Source organism: Luteimonas fraxinea (assembly GCF_021233355.1).
In the GTDB taxonomy this organism is placed as follows: domain Bacteria; phylum Pseudomonadota; class Gammaproteobacteria; order Xanthomonadales; family Xanthomonadaceae; genus Luteimonas; species Luteimonas fraxinea.
Window position 1 is genome coordinate 1,808,444 of the sequence record NZ_CP089507.1, and the last position, 16,430, is coordinate 1,824,873.

General features: G+C 64.0%; 15 protein-coding genes and 1 pseudogene. 13 read left to right on the forward strand and 3 right to left on the reverse strand.

Annotated features, from left to right (window positions below):
- Positions 1–3: 3 nt before the first annotated feature.
- The 4 genes from LU699_RS18320 (at position 4) to LU699_RS08035 (ending at position 4,146) form a co-directional block, all read left to right on the forward strand.
- Positions 4–1,248, forward strand: a complete 1,245-nt coding sequence (locus LU699_RS18320) for a S8 family serine peptidase (RefSeq protein WP_269781355.1) — start codon at positions 4–6, stop codon at positions 1,246–1,248.
- Positions 1,166–2,428, forward strand: a complete 1,263-nt coding sequence (locus tag LU699_RS08025) for a S8 family serine peptidase (protein WP_269781356.1) — start codon at positions 1,166–1,168, stop codon at positions 2,426–2,428. Before LU699_RS18320 ends, LU699_RS08025 begins: the two co-directional genes overlap by 83 nt.
- Before the next feature lie 490 nt (positions 2,429–2,918).
- The gene (locus LU699_RS08030; protein WP_232136414.1) at positions 2,919–3,635 is read left to right on the forward strand and encodes an XAC0095 family protein; all 717 of its coding nucleotides are present in this window, start codon (positions 2,919–2,921) and stop codon (positions 3,633–3,635) included.
- Positions 3,636–3,972: 337 nt separating this feature from the next.
- The gene (locus LU699_RS08035; protein ID WP_232136416.1) at positions 3,973–4,146 is read left to right on the forward strand and encodes a hypothetical protein; all 174 of its coding nucleotides are present in this window, start codon (positions 3,973–3,975) and stop codon (positions 4,144–4,146) included.
- Positions 4,147–4,230: 84 nt separating this feature from the next.
- Here the strand turns inward: LU699_RS08035 and LU699_RS08040 are convergent, their stop codons facing one another.
- Both LU699_RS08040 and LU699_RS08045 read right to left on the reverse strand, forming a co-directional pair.
- On the reverse strand, positions 4,231–4,488 hold the full coding sequence (locus LU699_RS08040) for a hypothetical protein (protein ID WP_232148425.1): 258 nt from the start codon (positions 4,486–4,488) through the stop codon (positions 4,231–4,233).
- Positions 4,489–4,714: 226 nt separating this feature from the next.
- Entirely contained in the window at positions 4,715–5,767 is a 1,053-nt protein-coding gene (locus LU699_RS08045) for a hypothetical protein (RefSeq protein WP_232136418.1), read from the reverse strand.
- A gap of 246 nt (positions 5,768–6,013) precedes the next feature.
- On the opposite strand from LU699_RS08045, the gene LU699_RS08050 reads away from it, so the two are divergent.
- The 4 genes from LU699_RS08050 (at position 6,014) to LU699_RS08065 (ending at position 7,852) form a co-directional block, all read left to right on the forward strand.
- A complete protein-coding gene (locus LU699_RS08050) occupies positions 6,014–6,340 on the forward strand; it encodes a PAS domain-containing protein (RefSeq protein WP_232136419.1) in 327 nt (108 codons plus the stop codon).
- A gap of 9 nt (positions 6,341–6,349) precedes the next feature.
- Entirely contained in the window at positions 6,350–6,667 is a 318-nt protein-coding gene (locus tag LU699_RS08055) for a PAS domain-containing protein (protein ID WP_232580543.1), read from the forward strand.
- 81 nt (positions 6,668–6,748) lie between these two features.
- Positions 6,749–7,513, forward strand: coding sequence for a helix-turn-helix transcriptional regulator (locus LU699_RS08060; RefSeq protein ID WP_232580544.1), 765 nt, complete (start codon positions 6,749–6,751; stop codon positions 7,511–7,513).
- Between the two features lie 156 nt (positions 7,514–7,669).
- The gene (locus LU699_RS08065; protein ID WP_232580545.1) at positions 7,670–7,852 is read left to right on the forward strand and encodes a CsbD family protein; all 183 of its coding nucleotides are present in this window, start codon (positions 7,670–7,672) and stop codon (positions 7,850–7,852) included.
- A 238-nt stretch (positions 7,853–8,090) separates the two neighbouring features.
- Here the strand turns inward: LU699_RS08065 and LU699_RS08070 are convergent.
- Positions 8,091–8,666, reverse strand: a pseudogene (locus tag LU699_RS08070) (DUF1615 family protein); the annotation flags it as partial.
- A gap of 191 nt (positions 8,667–8,857) precedes the next feature.
- Here LU699_RS08070 and LU699_RS08075 point away from each other — a divergent pair.
- The 5 genes from LU699_RS08075 (at position 8,858) to LU699_RS08095 (ending at position 16,262) form a co-directional block, all read left to right on the forward strand.
- Positions 8,858–11,062 (forward strand): putative bifunctional diguanylate cyclase/phosphodiesterase, encoded by a 2,205-nt coding sequence (locus LU699_RS08075; RefSeq protein ID WP_232580546.1) that lies wholly within the window; start codon positions 8,858–8,860, stop codon positions 11,060–11,062.
- Between the two features lie 380 nt (positions 11,063–11,442).
- Positions 11,443–12,456 carry a zinc-dependent alcohol dehydrogenase family protein gene (locus LU699_RS08080; protein WP_232136835.1) on the forward strand — a complete coding sequence of 338 codons (1,014 nt, stop codon included), beginning with the start codon at positions 11,443–11,445 and terminating at the stop codon, positions 12,454–12,456.
- 187 nt (positions 12,457–12,643) lie between these two features.
- The gene (locus LU699_RS08085; protein WP_232136422.1) at positions 12,644–13,810 is read left to right on the forward strand and encodes a PepSY-associated TM helix domain-containing protein; all 1,167 of its coding nucleotides are present in this window, start codon (positions 12,644–12,646) and stop codon (positions 13,808–13,810) included.
- An 11-nt stretch (positions 13,811–13,821) separates the two neighbouring features.
- Positions 13,822–14,001, forward strand: a complete 180-nt coding sequence (locus LU699_RS08090) for a hypothetical protein (protein WP_232136423.1) — start codon at positions 13,822–13,824, stop codon at positions 13,999–14,001.
- A 53-nt stretch (positions 14,002–14,054) separates the two neighbouring features.
- Positions 14,055–16,262: a TonB-dependent receptor gene (locus LU699_RS08095; RefSeq protein WP_232136424.1), complete on the forward strand. Its 2,208-nt coding sequence runs from the start codon at positions 14,055–14,057 to the stop codon at positions 16,260–16,262.
- Positions 16,263–16,430 lie beyond the last annotated feature (168 nt).

A 16,430-nucleotide genomic window follows, 5' to 3' on the forward strand; every position in this document is an offset into this window, starting at 1 on the left:
TGAATGGCAACTTATAAGCATTTAAGCATCGAGCGAGAAAGCCTAAAAAATCAGCGCCGAACTAAGCAACCGCCTAAGTTCGCGAAGCGCGACGACCTTCTTGGGCACGGTCAGAAACTAAATGGATACTTCGCCACAGCTGCTGCTCTCGCTCGCGAGCAACACGTTTCTGCGGAAAATTCTTCGTTTGTGCTCAAGTTGCGCTACGACGGGGCGATGTCCTTCGATAACCTTGAGAAGCATGGCCTAGAGTTCATCAGTCAAGAAGGCAAGCAGGTATGTGTAGTTTTTGCCAACGAAATGGGCCTTGCTAAATTTCAGAACCACCTGAGCAAACTAGGAATCATTGGTCAAACCCTGACCTACGCTCAGATTTTAGAGGCCATCGAAGGCATTGACGCGTGGTCGGCCAATGATCGAAAGAGCTGGGCGCTGCGCCATTTAGGCTTTCCTCAAGCCGATATTTTTGGCCTTGATGTTGAGCTTTGGCCCCACCATGTGGCTAACCACCCTGTTCGGCTAACTCTTTGCAGCATGTTTGAGAAATGGCTCGGTGATAAGAATATTTCGATTATCCACAAGTTAAACTTCGACAGCTTGGTTATGTATCGCGTCAGAGTTAGCGAGCCTCAAGCTGGATTGCTACTTAACCATGCTGATGTACGCTTTGTAGATCTGATCCCACAGACTGGCATTTCATACCCTCAGCTCAATCGGGATATAGCACAAATTCCGATTAATATTGCTAACCCAGCCCCCAACGCTGCTCGCGTTTGCATCCTTGATAGTGGCATAAACACTAATCACCCGTTGCTCAAATCAGCAATTGCAGAAAGCCAGTCTTTCGTTTCCGATCAGGATTCGTTCGACGAGGTCGGCCACGGCACTGCAGTCGCCGGCATCGCGTTGTATGGCGACGTAGAGGCGTGCGATAGAAGTAATTTCTGGAAGCCACAAATTTGGCTTTACAACGGCAAGGTGATGCGGAAATGCCCCATTACCAGCGGTGCTGTTTACGACGAGGCCACGATAGAATCGACCCTCACAGATGCCGTAGAACATTTTGTCCGGCTAGGCTGTAGGATATTTAACTTGTCCTTGGGAAACAGTAGCGCACCTTATGACGGCGTACACGTACGAGGGCTAGCCTATATTCTCGACGTTCTTGCGCGCAGGCACAATATTCTATTCATCGTCTCAACCGGAAATTTTTGCGGGATCAGAAGAGCCTCCTGTTCCGGTAGATAGTTGGCGTGAAGAGTATCCAGATTATCTTTTGAACGAGCAAAGCGTCATTATTGACCCGGCACCCGCTCTGAATGTCCTCACGGTGGGCAGTGTCGCTCGTCATGACGCCACCTATGATAGCCAGCGCTATCCGGAAATTCATCAACTTTCACCAGCGTCCGAAAACCAGCCGTCGCCCTTCACGCGACACGGGCCGTCGGTAAAGGGCGCACTGAAGCCGGATTTAGTTGCTCACGGCGGAAACCTAGCCTGCCCGATTGAATTTAATAGCCAACAGTGGAGGACAGACATGCGCGGGCTGGGGGTTCTAACGATGAACTATCAGTTCCAAGGCAACACATTATATAAGGAGATCAGTGGCACTAGCTTTTCTGCCCCTTATATAACTCACCTGGCCGGTAGGCTACTCAATGAGTATCCGAAAGCGTCGGCAGACCTCCTTCGAGCAATGTTGGTAAATCATGCCTCGCTCCCCCCCGAGGTCGAAAGCACTTTTCCGGAAGAGATGCGTGAGGGATATAAATCCCAAAGCTCAACTTATAATCGAGAAATATCCCGTGACGTCGGCGGGTACGGAAGAGTCAACGAAGGCGATTTATTTCGATCCTCCGACCAATGTGTTGTTTTGATGTGCGAGGAGACTATTGAGAAGGACTCTTGCCAGTTCTATGAACTGCCCCTTCCTTCATCATACCTTCGCAAGGCGAGGGGCCTTAGAGAATTGAGCGTTACTTTGGCTTACTCTCCTGCCGTTCGAACTACAAGATTGGACTATGTAGCGACGCAAATAAGCTACCGCCTTGTCAGAGGAAAATCTCTGGACGAGGTGCAGGCTTTTTTTAACAAGGATAGGCAAAAAGATGCGGAGGCCCGTAATGATGATGCAACGCCCAATCGTGATATTTCGGCTCAATTAAGAGGACGGGGTACTGTCCAATCATCTAAGTGGACCTTTAAGCAGCGCAATCCCTTGGAAAAGTGGTTTGTTGTAGTGATCCGTCAGGATCGCGAATGGAATCATCAAGACGTGCTTGAAAGCGAGCCATATGCACTAGTGGTAACGGTAGCGGACCGAGACAATGAGCATGCTCAGCTGTACGCTGAAATCCGAACCAAGCTTGAGCTGCAGCTTCAAGCGCGAGATGAGGCTAAGCAGAGGGCAGTCCTGAGCTCAAACTGAATTTCGCGAAAGCTTGCTAGTGTTAGATGCGCGCATTCCCCACATGCCGCCATTGCCGAAACAGCATCGGGATCGAAAGCCTTACAGAGGAACAGGGGTCAGAGTGCGGTTTTCGCATCTAGGGTGCTCGATTCCTCAGCCTTCGGTGGCGAGGAGGACGCCGCCTACGAAGTAACAAGGCGCGGGAAATTCCTACAGCGCTGCGCCCTCTTCGCACCTGTGTTCGACTTGACCACGTCGCACCACGCGTAGCAGACTCGTTCCCAAGGAGCGTAGAAACTCCCCTAACAGCGGTCCCCACCTCCGTCAATCTGGTGGGTTTTTTGTGCCCGTGTACTTGCGGGCATGGACCGACGCGATGCCTGCGTCGGGAGGGCGGCTAATACAACACCCTTCGGGGAAATACGCCCGCCGACTGTTAGCGGTTTCTAACCTCCCGACTTCCCGTCCACATCCGTGGACGGGCACTTCAGGGAATGAGGAGACGACGATGTCGAAGTCCGATACGAAAGCGCGTGGCGAGCTGGGTTACTTCCTGTCCGAAGACGGCGAGTTCCGGTTGCGCAAACTGCATCAGCACATTGAGTTCCTGTCACGCCTGGCGGAGCCACGCGTGGACGAGGAAGAGGACGGCCCGGAGATCGACCACCCCGCGTTGGCCGGGTGTCTGGAATTGCTGGCCGAGCAGGTGCAGCAGGTACTGGACACGGTGTCCGGGCCGGCGCGGTTGGAGCTCAAAGGCAAGCCGGTGGCTGTAGAACATGACACCGAGGATGCAGACGATGCCGACGCGGAGACGGAATCCGAGGACGACGCGTCCGCTGGCACCGACGCGAAGGTCGACAAGGCCCCGGCCTTCGGCATGACGCTGGATCAGTTAGACGAGGCCGACCGCCTGCTCGATCTGCTGCGTGCCCAGGGGGATCTGTTGATGGCCGGGGGCGGCGGTGACTTTGCGGACGGCACGATCATCGTCATCGGTGCGGCGATCTTCGATAACGCGGACGAGATGAAGGACATGATCCGGCAGATCAGCCGCCAGACGCTCGATGCGAAGCCAGGTACTGGCAAGCAGGTGCGGGAGATGCCGGCCGTGTATGGCGGCGTTGGCGGCACGCCTGCAGGCTTGCTCGAACAGCAGCGTGCAGGGCGGCGCTTGGCGCCTGATGCGCCTGCTTACGGAAGCGGCGTGACGCACGTGCATTGATCGGAGCCGCCGAGGCAGCGCGGCGCAGGCCGCGCTGCCTCGGCGGAAGATGCGAATACTCAGCAGGGTCAACGCGCGACGTCACTTCTGCTTTGAAATGAAGGGATCAGGTTCACTTATGGCATCATTTCGAACACTCGCGCCGGACACGGATGTCTAACGCCCACTCTTCTTCCACTGGTAGGACATTTTTAGCCGCTGCTGTCAGCCAACGCCCAGTGCAGAAGTTGATTGCCTTCATGGAATTGCGTCACCCGTTCAACCGAGCCGCAGCAAAGACTTCAATCTCGAACCCAAAGGGTTGCCAATGTTTCAGCGTGTGTGCGGATACGTCAGCGTGGCGTTCTTCGGCTTTCTGTCGCTGCGGATCATCTACTACTTCGGCCAGAAGCTGATATCAGGCGCGGGCTTCGCCGATGGCGATCTCACGGTGCTGGTATTCGGGCTGCTTTGCGTCTTCGTCACCATCGCCCAGATCATCTCGCTCCGTCCGGGAAGAAAGCCGATCTAGGGTCATCCGGACGATAACGGTGCCGGGATCAATCGCGTCTGTGGCGTCGGGTGCCACGGATCGTCAATGCCGCCCGCGCGCGAATCACCGCGGCCGGCGCGCCTGGAATTCGGCCTCTGCCTGCGCGAGCTCCTTGAGCTTGAGTTCGCGCTGGTGGTCCGCCTTGCGCAGCGACTCGCGCGCTTCCTTGATCACTTCCTGCGCCAGGTTGTGGCTGGTGTGGTGCTGCTTCATGTCGATCGCGGACGCCAGGCGCTGATGGGCCAGCCGGATGTTCCGGTCGACGCGGAACAGGGGCGAGTTGGAGTTCTCGGTCAGCGGCGGGTCGTAGGTCTTCTTCATGAGGTGTCTGCGTGATCAGGACGGCACGATAGCCGGCTTGCACCGGCGCTGCACGCGCATTGCCTGGATGCGGTGATCGACGACTGACGTTTACAGGCTCACGTCCAGCTGCATCGCAGGCTGCGTGCACAGCGCCGGGCCGTGGACTCGACCGCTTCGCACGGCAGGATCGCAGACAGCAGAAAGCCGGCAGCCGATTGCTCGACTGCCGGCTCTGGATTCGACCTCAGTACGCCGCGTGCAGCATGCGGCGACGGAAGCCGATGGCGCCGGCGAACCAGCTGATGGCGGCGCCGAGGATCAGCAGCACGACCGCCGTCCAGGCAGCCTTGGACACGCCGCGGGCGGCGGCGTCGCTGGCCTCGCGGGCCTTCTGCTCGGCTTCGGCCTTCAGTGCGTCGATGCGCGCGACCATCGCCTGCGCCTGCTGCTGGTAGCGGTCGACGATTTGCTCGGCTTCGGCACGGGGCTTGCCGGTGCGGGCGACGACAATGTTGACCAGCGCGTCGCGGTCGGCGGCTTCCAGTGTGGCGCTGCCTTCGCGGCGGGCGCGGTCGAACCAGTCGGCCAGTGCGTCACCGGACTGCGTGGGGTCTTCGAGGGCCTGGCGGGCGCTCTGCTCGCCGTCAGTGCCGACGGCTTCGGCCTTCTGCTCGATCGCGTCGGGTGACAGTTCCGCCTTGCCGGACTGCGCGAGCAGCGTCTCGAACTCACCGCGCAGGTTGTCCCAGTCCAGGTCCACGCCGCGGTCGCGCAGTTCGTCGCCGACCTGCGACGCGATGCCGGGCGATGCCGCGGCGACGCCCTGACCCGCCAGCGACAGGCCCTTGCCGACCACGCCGAACGCGGTGCCGACGAGGCCGCTGGCCGCCGAGGCCAGCAGGAACGTGGTGACCAGCGTGGTCACCGACCAGCTCAGCACACCATGCAGGCCGCCCTGCGCCGGGGCCGAACGGCCCGCAACCAGCGCGCCCAGGCAGATCGCGATGATGGTGGACATCACCAGCCAGATGCCGGCACCAGTGCCGAAGCCGCTCAACGGATTGGCATCGCCGGTGGGATCGACGGCGCTTGCACCGACGGCGGTGCCGAGGATGCTCAGAAACAGATAGGCGACCAGCGACAGCACGCAGCCGGAGAACACGGCCGCCCAGGAGATGGCGGGCGCGGGCCGTAGGCGGGTGGCGTCGACGCGGGCATCGCGGGAGCCGGGCGGGCGCGCTTCGCCGGGCTGCACCCGGGGCGCGAGCGGGTCGTTGGGATTCATCGTGGAAGTCATGTCGGTCTCACCATCTCGTCTGTGGGAGCGGGCACTGCAGGACGCACTGCCCGGCTGGCGCGCAGTGTCCGGATGCACGGGGCAGGTGTCTGCGTGCATATGCACCAGCGGCGTTAGTGCATGCGGACGGTGGGCGGGCGGACGACGCGGATGTGTGCGTGGCGTGGGCGGCCTGGCCGGACGCGGGCGCCACAATGCGCGTCCATCCGACCGACCGCGCCCTGGCGCAGCCACGAGACGCTTCCGATGACCGATGACGCCAGCCTGGCCACGCAGACCAACCGCAAGCAGTTGCAGCAGATCATCACCGGCCTGAGCGAAGGCGTGATTCTGGTGGAGCCCGATCACCGTATCGTGTGGGCGAACGAGTCGGCGCTGCAGCTGCACGGCGTGGAGACGGTCGAGGACCTCGGCGCCGATGTCGACGCCTACCGCGAGCGCTTCGCGCTGCGCTATCGCAACAATCACCCGCTGCAGGCGGGCAACTATCCGATAGACCGGGTGATCGCGGGCGAGACCTTCAGCGACGTCATCGTGGAGGTCATTCCGGCTGCCGATCCCGACCGCTGCTAGGTGCACCGCGTGCGCAGCCTGGTGCTGACCGATGCGCGCGGCGAGCCCGACTGCCTGGTGCTGATCATCGCCGACATCACCGAGTGGGCCAGCGCCGAGCAGCGCTTCGAGAAGACCTTCAACGCCAACCCCGCACCGGCGGTGATCTGCCGACTCGACGACCTGCGCTACATCAAGGTCAACCAGGGCTTCATGGAGATGACCGGTTACGCGCGCGACGACGTGATCGGACGCTCGGTGTACGAGCTGGATGTGTTCGAAGGCGCGGAGGCGCGCAAGACCGCGATCGAGAAACTCGGCGAGGGGGTGACGATTCCGCAGATGTAGGCCGAACTCAGCCTGCCGGCGGGCGGCACCAAACTGGTGATCGTGGCCGGCCAGCCTATCGAGGTGGGCGAGGAGGACTGCATGCTGTTCTCCTTCATGGACCTGGAGCCGCGACGCAAGGCCGAGGACGCGCTGCGCCAGAGCGAGGAACGCTTCGCCAAGGCGTTCCAGATGACGCCGGTGCCGACGCTGGTCTGCAGCGCGGATGCGTTGCGGGTGATGGAGGTCAACGAAGCCTTCGTGACCACGACCGGTCTGGCTTCGGAAGAGCTGCTGGGCAAGTCGCTGGACGAGACCGGCCTGTTCGAGGATCGCGCCGCGCATACCCGCATCCAGGACGCGCTGCGTGACAGCGGCGTATTGCGCAGCACTGAACTCCGCATCCATCGCAAGCAGGGCGAACTGCTCGACTGTCTGCTGTCGGCAGAGTCGTTGACGCTCCACGGCCAGCCCTGCCATCTGATGGCGCTGCTCGACATCACCGACCGCAAACGCTCGGAAATGGAACTGGTGGGCGCGATCGAAACGGTGATGCAGGACGCGTCGTGGTTCAGCCAGACGCTGATCGAAAAGCTGGCCAACGTGCGCCGCGGCAACGCGCCGGGCGCCGAAGCCGTCGCCCTGGCCGACCTCACCGCGCGCGAACGCGATGCACTCGGGTTGATGTGCGAAGGCCTGTCGGACAAGGAAATCGCCACGCGCCTCGGGCTGGCCACCAATACGGTGCGCAACCACGTTGCGTCGCTGTACTCGAAGATCGATGTGCACAGTCGCGCTGAGGCGATCGTGTGGGCGCGCGAGCGTGGCTACTTCGGCAGCGGCTCGTCTTCGCAGAAGAGCGGCTGAACGACGCACGGACTTGCTGCGGATGCACCAGTGCCGCTGGTGCATTTGCAACTGTCGGCGCTGCGCCGCGCGACGCACTCTATGTCCACCGGGGCGTGCTGCCATGCAGCCATGCAGGACGCCCGTCGGGTCTTTCATCCCCACCAGGAGACACGCATGGACAAGAACCGTATCGAAGGCACCACCAAGCAGGTCAAGGGCTCGGTGAAGGAAGCCATCGGCAAGCTAACCGGCGAACGCGAGACCGAAGCCGAGGGCGCGGCGGAGAAGACCGTTGGCAAGGCGCAGCGCAAGGTTGGCGAAGTGGCCGACAAGGTGCTCGACAAGACCGGCGGCTGACCAACGGCTGGCAGCTTGCGTTACTTGGTCGCCGCTTTGTCCGGTGGCAGGCGGGACCACGCCACGGCGGGTCCCGCCTTTTTTTCCGGCTGCCTGTGCGGCAGCCCAGATCGGATTCCGCTCGCGCGGAACGTGCGTCAGGCGTTCCCGGGCGTGCCCCAGCTACACCAGAAGCCGCCGGTCACGCGGACCGGCCAAAGGCGCATCTGCGCTGCACGTCGTGATGTTGACGCGCGACTCACCGCCTCATGCCCCGCTCCCAGCGTTCCTGCACCCGGTTGGCGAATCGCGCGGTGGTCAGGGTGCGGGTGATCTTCGGGCTCTCCAGCACGATGCCCGGAAACACGGCGCGCAGCAGCGATGTGCTGGCGGCGGCAGCGGCGAGTTCGAACACGCTGGCGTAGAGCCCGGTGTCTTCGAAATCGAGTTCGGCGCCCTGCTGCAACACGCGACGGATCTGCGCGTCGTCCATGCCGATACGGCCACCGAGCGCTCGCACGGCGCGTTCGGTGGCGACGGCGTTTTCGAGGTTCGCGCCCGGCAGCAGCAGGTCGCCATCGAGCGCGAGTTCGATGCCCGAGGCTCTGGTCACCGCGTTCTGGAAGGCGGCGTTGCGGCTGGCGTACCAGCCGGCGTTGAAGTCGGCGAAGCGGTACAGCGGCGTGTCGTAACGGGCGGAATAGCCCAGCAGATGCGTCGTGCCGAAGCACAGGCCGCCGCGCCGGGTAAACACTTCCTGGCGGACGCCACGCTCGATCGGATACGGATAGTCAGGGGAGGCGTGAACCTGGAACCGTGAGTCCATGCGCGCCGGCGCCGCCGCGCCGGGCACGGTGTTGCGTGCAGATGCGTGCGTCCCGGTGGTCTCCGGGTTGGCGGGCACACCGGACGGGCACGGCTGCGATACACACGTCGTGCGCTTCGCGGCATCTGCGTAAGCAGGGTGCGCTGCCAGTCGGAGACGTGATCGAGGCGTCGGTCCGATGGTGCGGAAGCGACTAACCTGTGGGTCATTCGACAAGGTGTGCGGTCATGGGAGACATTGAATCCCCGGTTCCACTCGACGAGGCGATGCGGCTCAGCGCACTCGCGGGCTACAACGTGCTCGATACGCCAACCGAGCCGGAGTTCGAACGGTTGGTGCAGCTGGCATCGCGCCTGTTCGGCGTTCCGATTGTGCTGATCTCGCTGGTCGCGCTTGATCGGCAGGTGTTCAAGGCGCGCGTGGGCCTGGATGTCTGCGAGACGCACCGTGACGTTTCGTTCTGTGCGCACGCGATTCTCAGAGATGACGTGATGGTGGTGCCCGATGCGCTTGACGATCCGCGATTCGCCGCGAATCCGCTGGTGCTGGGATCGCCGTTCATCCGGTTCTACGCCGGTAAGCCGCTGATCACGCCGGAGGGGCTGCGCATCGGGACGGTGTGTCTGATCGACACCCAGCCGCGCGCCGGATTCGGCGAGGACGAACAACGCAATCTGACCGATATCGCCGCGCTGGTGATGGACCGCATGGAGTTGTCGCGGCTGGACTACGTGCGCGCGGTCAGCCAGGCGCGCTTCGAGAACATTGCTGCCACCTCGCCCGATGCGATCATCTGTTCGACCGGTAGCGGCGGCATCACATTTTGGAACGCCGCGGCGGAACGGCTGTTCGGTTACACCGCCGAGGAGATGACAGGCCAGTCCAGCAGCCGCGTGATTCCGGGTAGCTGGCGCGCTGCCTACTTCGATGAACTTGAACGCCTGAATCAGGGCGGCGAATTGCGTTTCGTCGGCAGGACCATCGTGCGATCGGGCCTGCATCGGGATGGCAGCGAGTTTCCGGCCGAGCTGTCACTGTCGTCGTGGCGGGAAGGCAGGACCACGAGCATCGGCGCCATCGTGCGCGACATCACGGCGCGACGTCGCAACGAGGATCGGCTCTACCGGTTGGCCTCGCTTGACACGCTGACCGAGTTGCCCAACCGCGCAGCCTGGCGTGCCTGCATCAGCGCGCAGCTCGATGCGCAGACGCCGGTGACGGTGCTGTTGCTCGATCTCGACGGATTCAAGGAGGTCAACGACACGCTGGGCCATCCCACCGGGGACATCGTCCTGAAGGAAGTCGCCGCGAGGCTGCTTGCCGAATGCAGTGACGCGTTGATGGTGGCGCGCCTGGGAGGCGACGAGTTCGTGGTCCTGCTTGCGGGCACCGAGATGCGCACGGCAAAAGCGATTGCCGGCGGCCTGGTGCAGGCGCTGGCACAACCCTACGACCTGCCGGGACATATCTTCGATATCGGCGTGAGTATCGGGATTGCGACCTATCCCGATCACGGCCAGCGCGCCGATGAGTTGCTCGGCGCCGCCGACCTGGCGCTGTACCGCGCCAAGGCGACGGGCAAAGGGCGCTACATGGCGTTCGAGCCGGCGTTCCGCGAAGTGGCAGTGGCGCGCCGCGGCTTTGAACGCGAGTTGCGACAGGCATTCGAGAATGACGAGTTCGAGATGTTCTACCAGACCCAGGTCGACACCCGGGACGGGCGGGTCTGTGGCGCGGAAGCGTTGCTGCGCTGGCGGCATCCGCAACGCGGCCTGCTGACGCCGGTCTCGTTCCTTGAGGTGTTGAGCCAGAAGCCGATCGCGACGGCGGTCGGGGAGTGGACGCTGCGCACGGCGTGCCTGCACGCCAAGGCGTGGCGGACGCGTATTCCGGATTTCCGCATCGGCGTCAACCTGTTCGAATCGCAGCTCCGGTTCGGGCAGTTGCCGGGCGTGGTCGAGCGGGTGCTGCAGGACACCGGCCTGCCGGCCGAGGCACTGGAGCTGGAGCTGCTCGAGAACACGATGATGCGCAACGACAGCGCCACCCTGAAAATGCTGCAGACCCTGCGCGAAATGGGGGTGGGCCTGGCATTCGATGACTACGGGACCGGCTTCGCCTCGTTGAGCATGCTCAAGCGGTTCCCGGTGAGCCGGCTCAAGATCGACCGCGCCTTCATCCGCGATGTCATCAGCGATCCAGAGGATGCGGCGATCGTCAAAGCGGTGATCTATCTCGGCCACAGTTTCGGCATGGAAGTCATCGCGGAAGGTGTGGAAACCAGGGCGCAGCTGGATTTCCTGCGGGCCAACCAGTGCCACCACGCCCAAGGCTATTTTTTCGGGCGCCCGATGCCCGAGGCAGCGTTCTCGTCAGAACTGGAGCGCAACGCCGCTGCGCTCTGAACACAACACCCAACCCGGCATCGCCGCGGCGTCGCTCGCGATCCAACGATCGGCGTCAGCTTCACTCAACGCAGCGTCTTGAAGCTGCCTGGGCCCCGCTCGCTTGTTTCTTGCGACCCAGCGGAGGCGCGCGCCAATCACCGCGCCATGCACCGCTCCCACCGTTCCTGCACGCGATTGGCGAGCCATGCAGTCGTCAGGGTGCGGGCAATCTTCGGGCTGTCCGGCGGGACGCAAGGCGCGCGCAGGCGCACGTTTCCACAAGGCTCAGTGCGTGCTCTTTAAGATTGCGGTTGGCCAAAGACACCCGTCTGCATGACCGCAACGCAGACACCACCCTGTGGGTTGGCTTTGGATTCCACGCGTCATTGGAGAACATAGTGAAAGCATTTCAACTCGGCGCGCGCACCGGTATCGAATCACTGACCGCAACGACGCGGCCAGACCCGGTTGCAGCGCCCGGACAGGCGATCGTCGCGCCGCGGCTTGTCAGCCTGATCAGCCGCGACGTGCAGATCCTTCGCGGCACCTACGGCGGCCCGCAGCCGGCCGAGCGCATTCCGATGTCCGAAGGCGTTGGCGAGGTGATTTCGGTGGGCGAAGGCGTCACTCAGGTCAAGCCTGGAGACCGCGTGGTGTGCGGTCATTTCGCCACGTGGTTGGATGGCAAGTTCAGCCCCACCGTGTTCGGCCATGACATCGGCATTACCCACGATGGCTGGCTGGCCGAGCAGGTGGCGCTGCCTGCCGCCTCGCTGATCCGCGTGCCCGATGCGCTGTCCGACGCGCAGGTGGCCGGACTGGCGTCGGCGGGCCTGACCGCGTGGAACGCGCTGGTGGAGACCTCGCACATCAAGGCCAGCGATCTGGTGCTGTGTCTGGGAACCGGCGGCGTGTCACTGGCCGCACTCAAACTCGCCAAGACCCATGGCGCCCGCGTGGCCATCACTTCGTCGAGCGACGAAAAACTGGAGATCGCCCGTCAGCTGGGGGCGGACATCACCATCAACTACCGCTCGCATCCGCAATGGGCGGCCGAGTTGATGCGACACACCGGCGGTGCCGGTGCCGACATCGTCCTCGAGACCGGCGGTGTGGACACCATGGGTCAGTCGATAGCGGCCGCTGCGGTCAATGCCCGGATCATCGTGATCGGCGTCAGCCCCGGCCAGGGCCCTGCCATTCCGGACTATCTGGCCTTCATCGCGAAGAACCTGACCATCCAGGGCATCGCCAACGGCAGTCGCGCCATGTTCGTCGACCTGATCGCCGCCATCGAGGCCAACGACATCCAGACCGTCGTCAGCAAGACGTACCGCTTTCACGAGGCGCCCGAGGCGTATCGCTATTTCGCTGCGGCGGGACATCTGGGCAAGGTGATGATCGCGCTGTAGCCGCGACGGCGTGCAATGCGGCGGGGATTGCGGACCATCCGGCGCCCCGCTTGGCGCGGCGCAGCGCCGCGTCCCACGCAGTGGCTGTCTCCCAGCGCGGCGAGCTGGCCCGGAATCTGCGATCCCACACCGCCTGCACAGGCGCTGTTGCTGTAAATGAGAGTAATTCGCATGTAAGATCCGCCGCATGCAAAATCGCTCGATCCGTGCCTGGGCATGGGTGCACAAGTGGACGAGCCTCGTCTGCACCCTGTTCCTGTTGATGCTGTGCCTCACCGGGCTGCCGTTGATCTTCCATGACGAGATCGACCTGCTGACCGAGGGGGCGCCGCAGTTCCGTCTGCCTGGCGTGGGCTCGTCGAGCGACGCGCCCGGCTTGCGCCCGCTGGACGACATGCTGGCCCGCGCACTGGCGGAACGTCCGGGTGAGGTGCCGGTGTTCATGGCGTTCGACAACGACCAGCCGTCGATGACGGTCACCACGGCGCCGCGTCCGGATTCGCCCGCCAGCGACATGACCATCCTGCAGCTGGACCGTTCGACCGGCGAGATCTTCGCGGCCGAGAGCGACGGCGAAGGCGTGATGCATTTCATCCTGCAGCTGCACACCGACATGTTTCTGGGGCTGCCGGGCATGCTGTTCCTGGGTGCGATGGGGCTGCTGTTCGCCGCGGCCGTGGTCTCGGGCGTGGTGCTGTATGTCCCGTTCACGCGCAAGCTGCCGTTCGGCACGCTGCGCTATTCCCGCAGCGCGCGCGCGAAGTGGCTCGACTACCACAACCTGCTGGGCGTGGTGACCGTGGCCTGGGTCCTGGTGGTTGGCATCACCGGCACCATCCACACCCTCGCCGACCCCATCAACCAGGCCTGGCAGCGCAGCGAGCTGGGCGAGATGACCCGCGCCTACGCAGGGCGCGAGGCGCTGCCGCCGGCGCGTTATGGCTCGCTCGACCGCGCGATGGCGCGTGCCCGCGAAGCGCTGCCCGGCAACAACCCGCAGTTCATTGCGTTTCCCGGCGGCAAGTTCAGCTCGAAACATCATTACGCGGTGTTCTTCCAGGGCGACACGCCGCTGACCGAGCGGCTGCTCACCCCCGCGCTGATCGATGCCGAAACCGGTGCGTTTACCGATGCGCGCCCGATGCCCTGGTACTACAAGGCGCTGTCGCTCTCGCGCCCCCTGCACTTCGGCGACTACGGCGGCCTGCCGCTCAAGCTGCTGTGGGCGGTCCTCGATGTGTTCACGATCGTCGTGCTGGTGACCGGCCTGTACCTGTGGCTCGGCAAACGCCGCGCCCGCGCGTTGTCGCCCGCCGCAGCGACGCCGTCGCCCAGATTGCGGCGCGCCGAATGAAGCCGCATCCGATGAAACAGCACCGCACGCTGCGCCACGTCTTCGCAGTGCCGGCGGTGATCGCCGTGGCGGGGCTCGTCGGACTGGTCAGCGCGCTCACCGGCGACGGCTGGCGCGACGGCCTTGCATGGCTGGGCCTTGCAGCGCCCGTGGCGGCGGTGCTGTGGGCACGCGCGGCCCGGCGTTCGTGATCCGCCTACCTCTCCCTGTCCGATCTGCGTGTTTTTTCTTTCCGGAGTTGACCATGTCCCACCGCCATCCGCGCCGATGCCATCTGGCCCTGTTGATCGCAGCATCGCTGTCCGCGCCGTGTGCGTTCGCCCAGGATGTGCAGTCCCCGCGTGCCGATGACGCAGCGCGCATGCTCGACCGCGTGATCGTCACGGCGCAGCGCGGCAACCAGACCGGCGTCAGCCGCGCGGGCGGTGTGGGCGTGCTCGGCGAGCAGGCGGCGGAGGACGTGCCGTTCGGCATCCGCAGCTTCAACGCGGCGTTGATCCTCAATCAGCAGCCGCAGACGCTGGGGCAGGTGCTCGAGAACGACCCGTCGGTGCGCACCACCTACGGTTTCGGCAACGCGGCCGAGCAGTTCGTCGTGCGCGGCTTCGCGCTGGCCGGTGACGACATCGGCTACGACGGCCTGTACGGCATCCTGCCGCGGCAACTGGTTGCGCCTGAGCTCTACGAATCCGTACAGGTGCTCAACGGCGCCAGCGCATTCCTCAACGGCGCCGCGCCCGGCGGCTCCGGCATCGGCGGCAGCGTGAACCTGGTGCCCAAGCGGGCGGGTGACACGCCGCTCAATCGGGTCACGCTGGGCTTCACCTCGCCCGGCCATTCGGGCGCGAGTTTCGACATTGCACGGCGCGTCGGCGGCGATGCGGCGTGGGGACTGCGCGTCAATGGCGCCACCCGCGGCGGCGATGTGGCGATCGACGACGAGGACCGCCAGTCCGATGTGCTCGGCCTGGCGCTGGACTACACCGGCAACGGTTTCCGCGCGTCGCTGGACCTGGCCTACCAGGACATCCGCGTCGAGCGCCTGCGCCCGAAAGTGACGGTCAACGACGTGGTGCCGCGAGTGCCGGATGCGGACCTCAACTACGGCCAGCCGTGGCAGTACACCGAGCTGCGCGACGTGTTCGGCCAGCTGCGCGCGGAGTGGGACATCGGCGAACACACGCTGCTCTACGGTGCACTGGGTGCGCGCGACGGCCGCGAGGACGGTGTCTACAGCTCGCTCACGCTGCTGGATGCGGACACCGGCGATGCCAGCGTCAGCGGCTCCTTCATCCCGCGCACCGACAACAACGAGGCGGCGACCGTCGGCCTGCGCACGCAACTCGATACCGGCCCGGTCAGCCACGCACTCAATGTCGGCGTGTCGGCCAACTGGCTGACCAATCGCAACGCGTTCGAGTTCTACGCCGACGCGATGCCCACCAATCTGTACAACCCGGTGGACACGGTGCGGCCGTCGACCGTGTCGTTCGTCGGTGGTGATCTGTCCGATCCGTTCCCGATCTCGAAGACGCGCCTGACCAGTGCGTTCGTGTCGGACACACTCGGCTTCCTCGATGACCGCGTGCTGCTGACCGCCGGCGCGCGGTTGCAGAAGATCAACGTGCGTTCGTACTCCAACGTGACCGGTGCGCTGACCGCCGAATACGACGAACAGGACGTGACCCCGGTCTTCGGCGTCGTCTACAAGCCCATCGAGGGCGTGTCGCTGTATGCCAACCGCATCGAGTCACTGGTGCAGGGCGGTACCGCGCCGGTCAGCGGCGCCAACCCCGGCGGCGGCGCACCGCTGCCGGTCAGCAATGCCGGCGAGGTGTTGAAGCCGTACGTGTCCCGTCAGACCGAGGTCGGCGTCAAGTTCGGCCACGCGCGCCTCAATGCGGGTGTCGCGCTGTTCCAGACGGACCGCGAGACCGCATTCCTGCAGCCCGACCCTGCCACCCTGGACGCCCTGCGCTTCGGACCGTTCGGCGAACAGCGCAATCGCGGCATCGAATTCAGCGCCGAAGCCACGCCGGTGGATGGGCTGCGCATGATCGGTGGCGTCTCGATCCTGGACACCGAGCTGCGCCGCACCGTGGGCGGTCTGAACCAGGGCAACGACGCCGTCGGCGTGCCCGACCTGCTGGTCAACGCCAACGTCGAGTGGGACGTGCCCGCCCTGCCCGCGCTGACCCTGACCGGCCGCGCGGTCCACACCGGCGAACAGGCGGCCAATCTCGCCAACACCACACATCTCGACAGCTGGACGCGATTCGATATCGGCGCGCGCTACGTCACGCTGGTCCGCGACCATCCGCTGACGCTGCGCTTCAACATCGACAACATCGCCGACGAACGCTATTGGGCATCGGCGTTCGACAGCTTCCGCCCGGATCTGCTGCAGGGCGCGCCACGCACCTTCAAGCTGTCGGCATCGATCGATTTCTAACCGGTGGGCGGTGGCGTGTGTCCGGCGGAATCACGGGACAGTCCAATCTGGTCCGTGTTCCGGCACCTGCTTTCGATCAACGTGAGTCGGCGTAGTGGCGCGCGGTGCGTCATGCCGACGTGGCGAGCCGGCGCGGACAGGGGATCGCGTTCGCGGCTGGGTGTCGCC

Excerpts from the sequence above, each read along its gene's own strand:
- LU699_RS08065 (WP_232580545.1), top strand. The coding sequence starts at position 7,670 with ATGGACAAGAACCGTATCGAAGGCACCACCAAGCAGGTCAAGGGCTCG.
- LU699_RS08060 (WP_232580544.1), top strand. The coding sequence starts at position 6,749 with ATGCTGTTCTCCTTCATGGACCTGGAGCCGCGACGCAAGGCCGAGGAC.
- LU699_RS08090 (WP_232136423.1), top strand. The coding sequence starts at position 13,822 with ATGAAACAGCACCGCACGCTGCGCCACGTCTTCGCAGTGCCGGCGGTG.
- LU699_RS08045 (WP_232136418.1), bottom strand. The coding sequence starts at position 5,767 with ATGACTTCCACGATGAATCCCAACGACCCGCTCGCGCCCCGGGTGCAG.
- LU699_RS08095 (WP_232136424.1), top strand. The coding sequence starts at position 14,055 with ATGTCCCACCGCCATCCGCGCCGATGCCATCTGGCCCTGTTGATCGCA.
- LU699_RS18320 (WP_269781355.1), top strand. The coding sequence starts at position 4 with ATGGCAACTTATAAGCATTTAAGCATCGAGCGAGAAAGCCTAAAAAAT.
- LU699_RS08085 (WP_232136422.1), top strand. The coding sequence starts at position 12,644 with ATGCAAAATCGCTCGATCCGTGCCTGGGCATGGGTGCACAAGTGGACG.
- LU699_RS08050 (WP_232136419.1), top strand. The coding sequence starts at position 6,014 with ATGACCGATGACGCCAGCCTGGCCACGCAGACCAACCGCAAGCAGTTG.
- LU699_RS08030 (WP_232136414.1), top strand. The coding sequence starts at position 2,919 with ATGTCGAAGTCCGATACGAAAGCGCGTGGCGAGCTGGGTTACTTCCTG.
- LU699_RS08040 (WP_232148425.1), bottom strand. The coding sequence starts at position 4,488 with ATGAAGAAGACCTACGACCCGCCGCTGACCGAGAACTCCAACTCGCCC.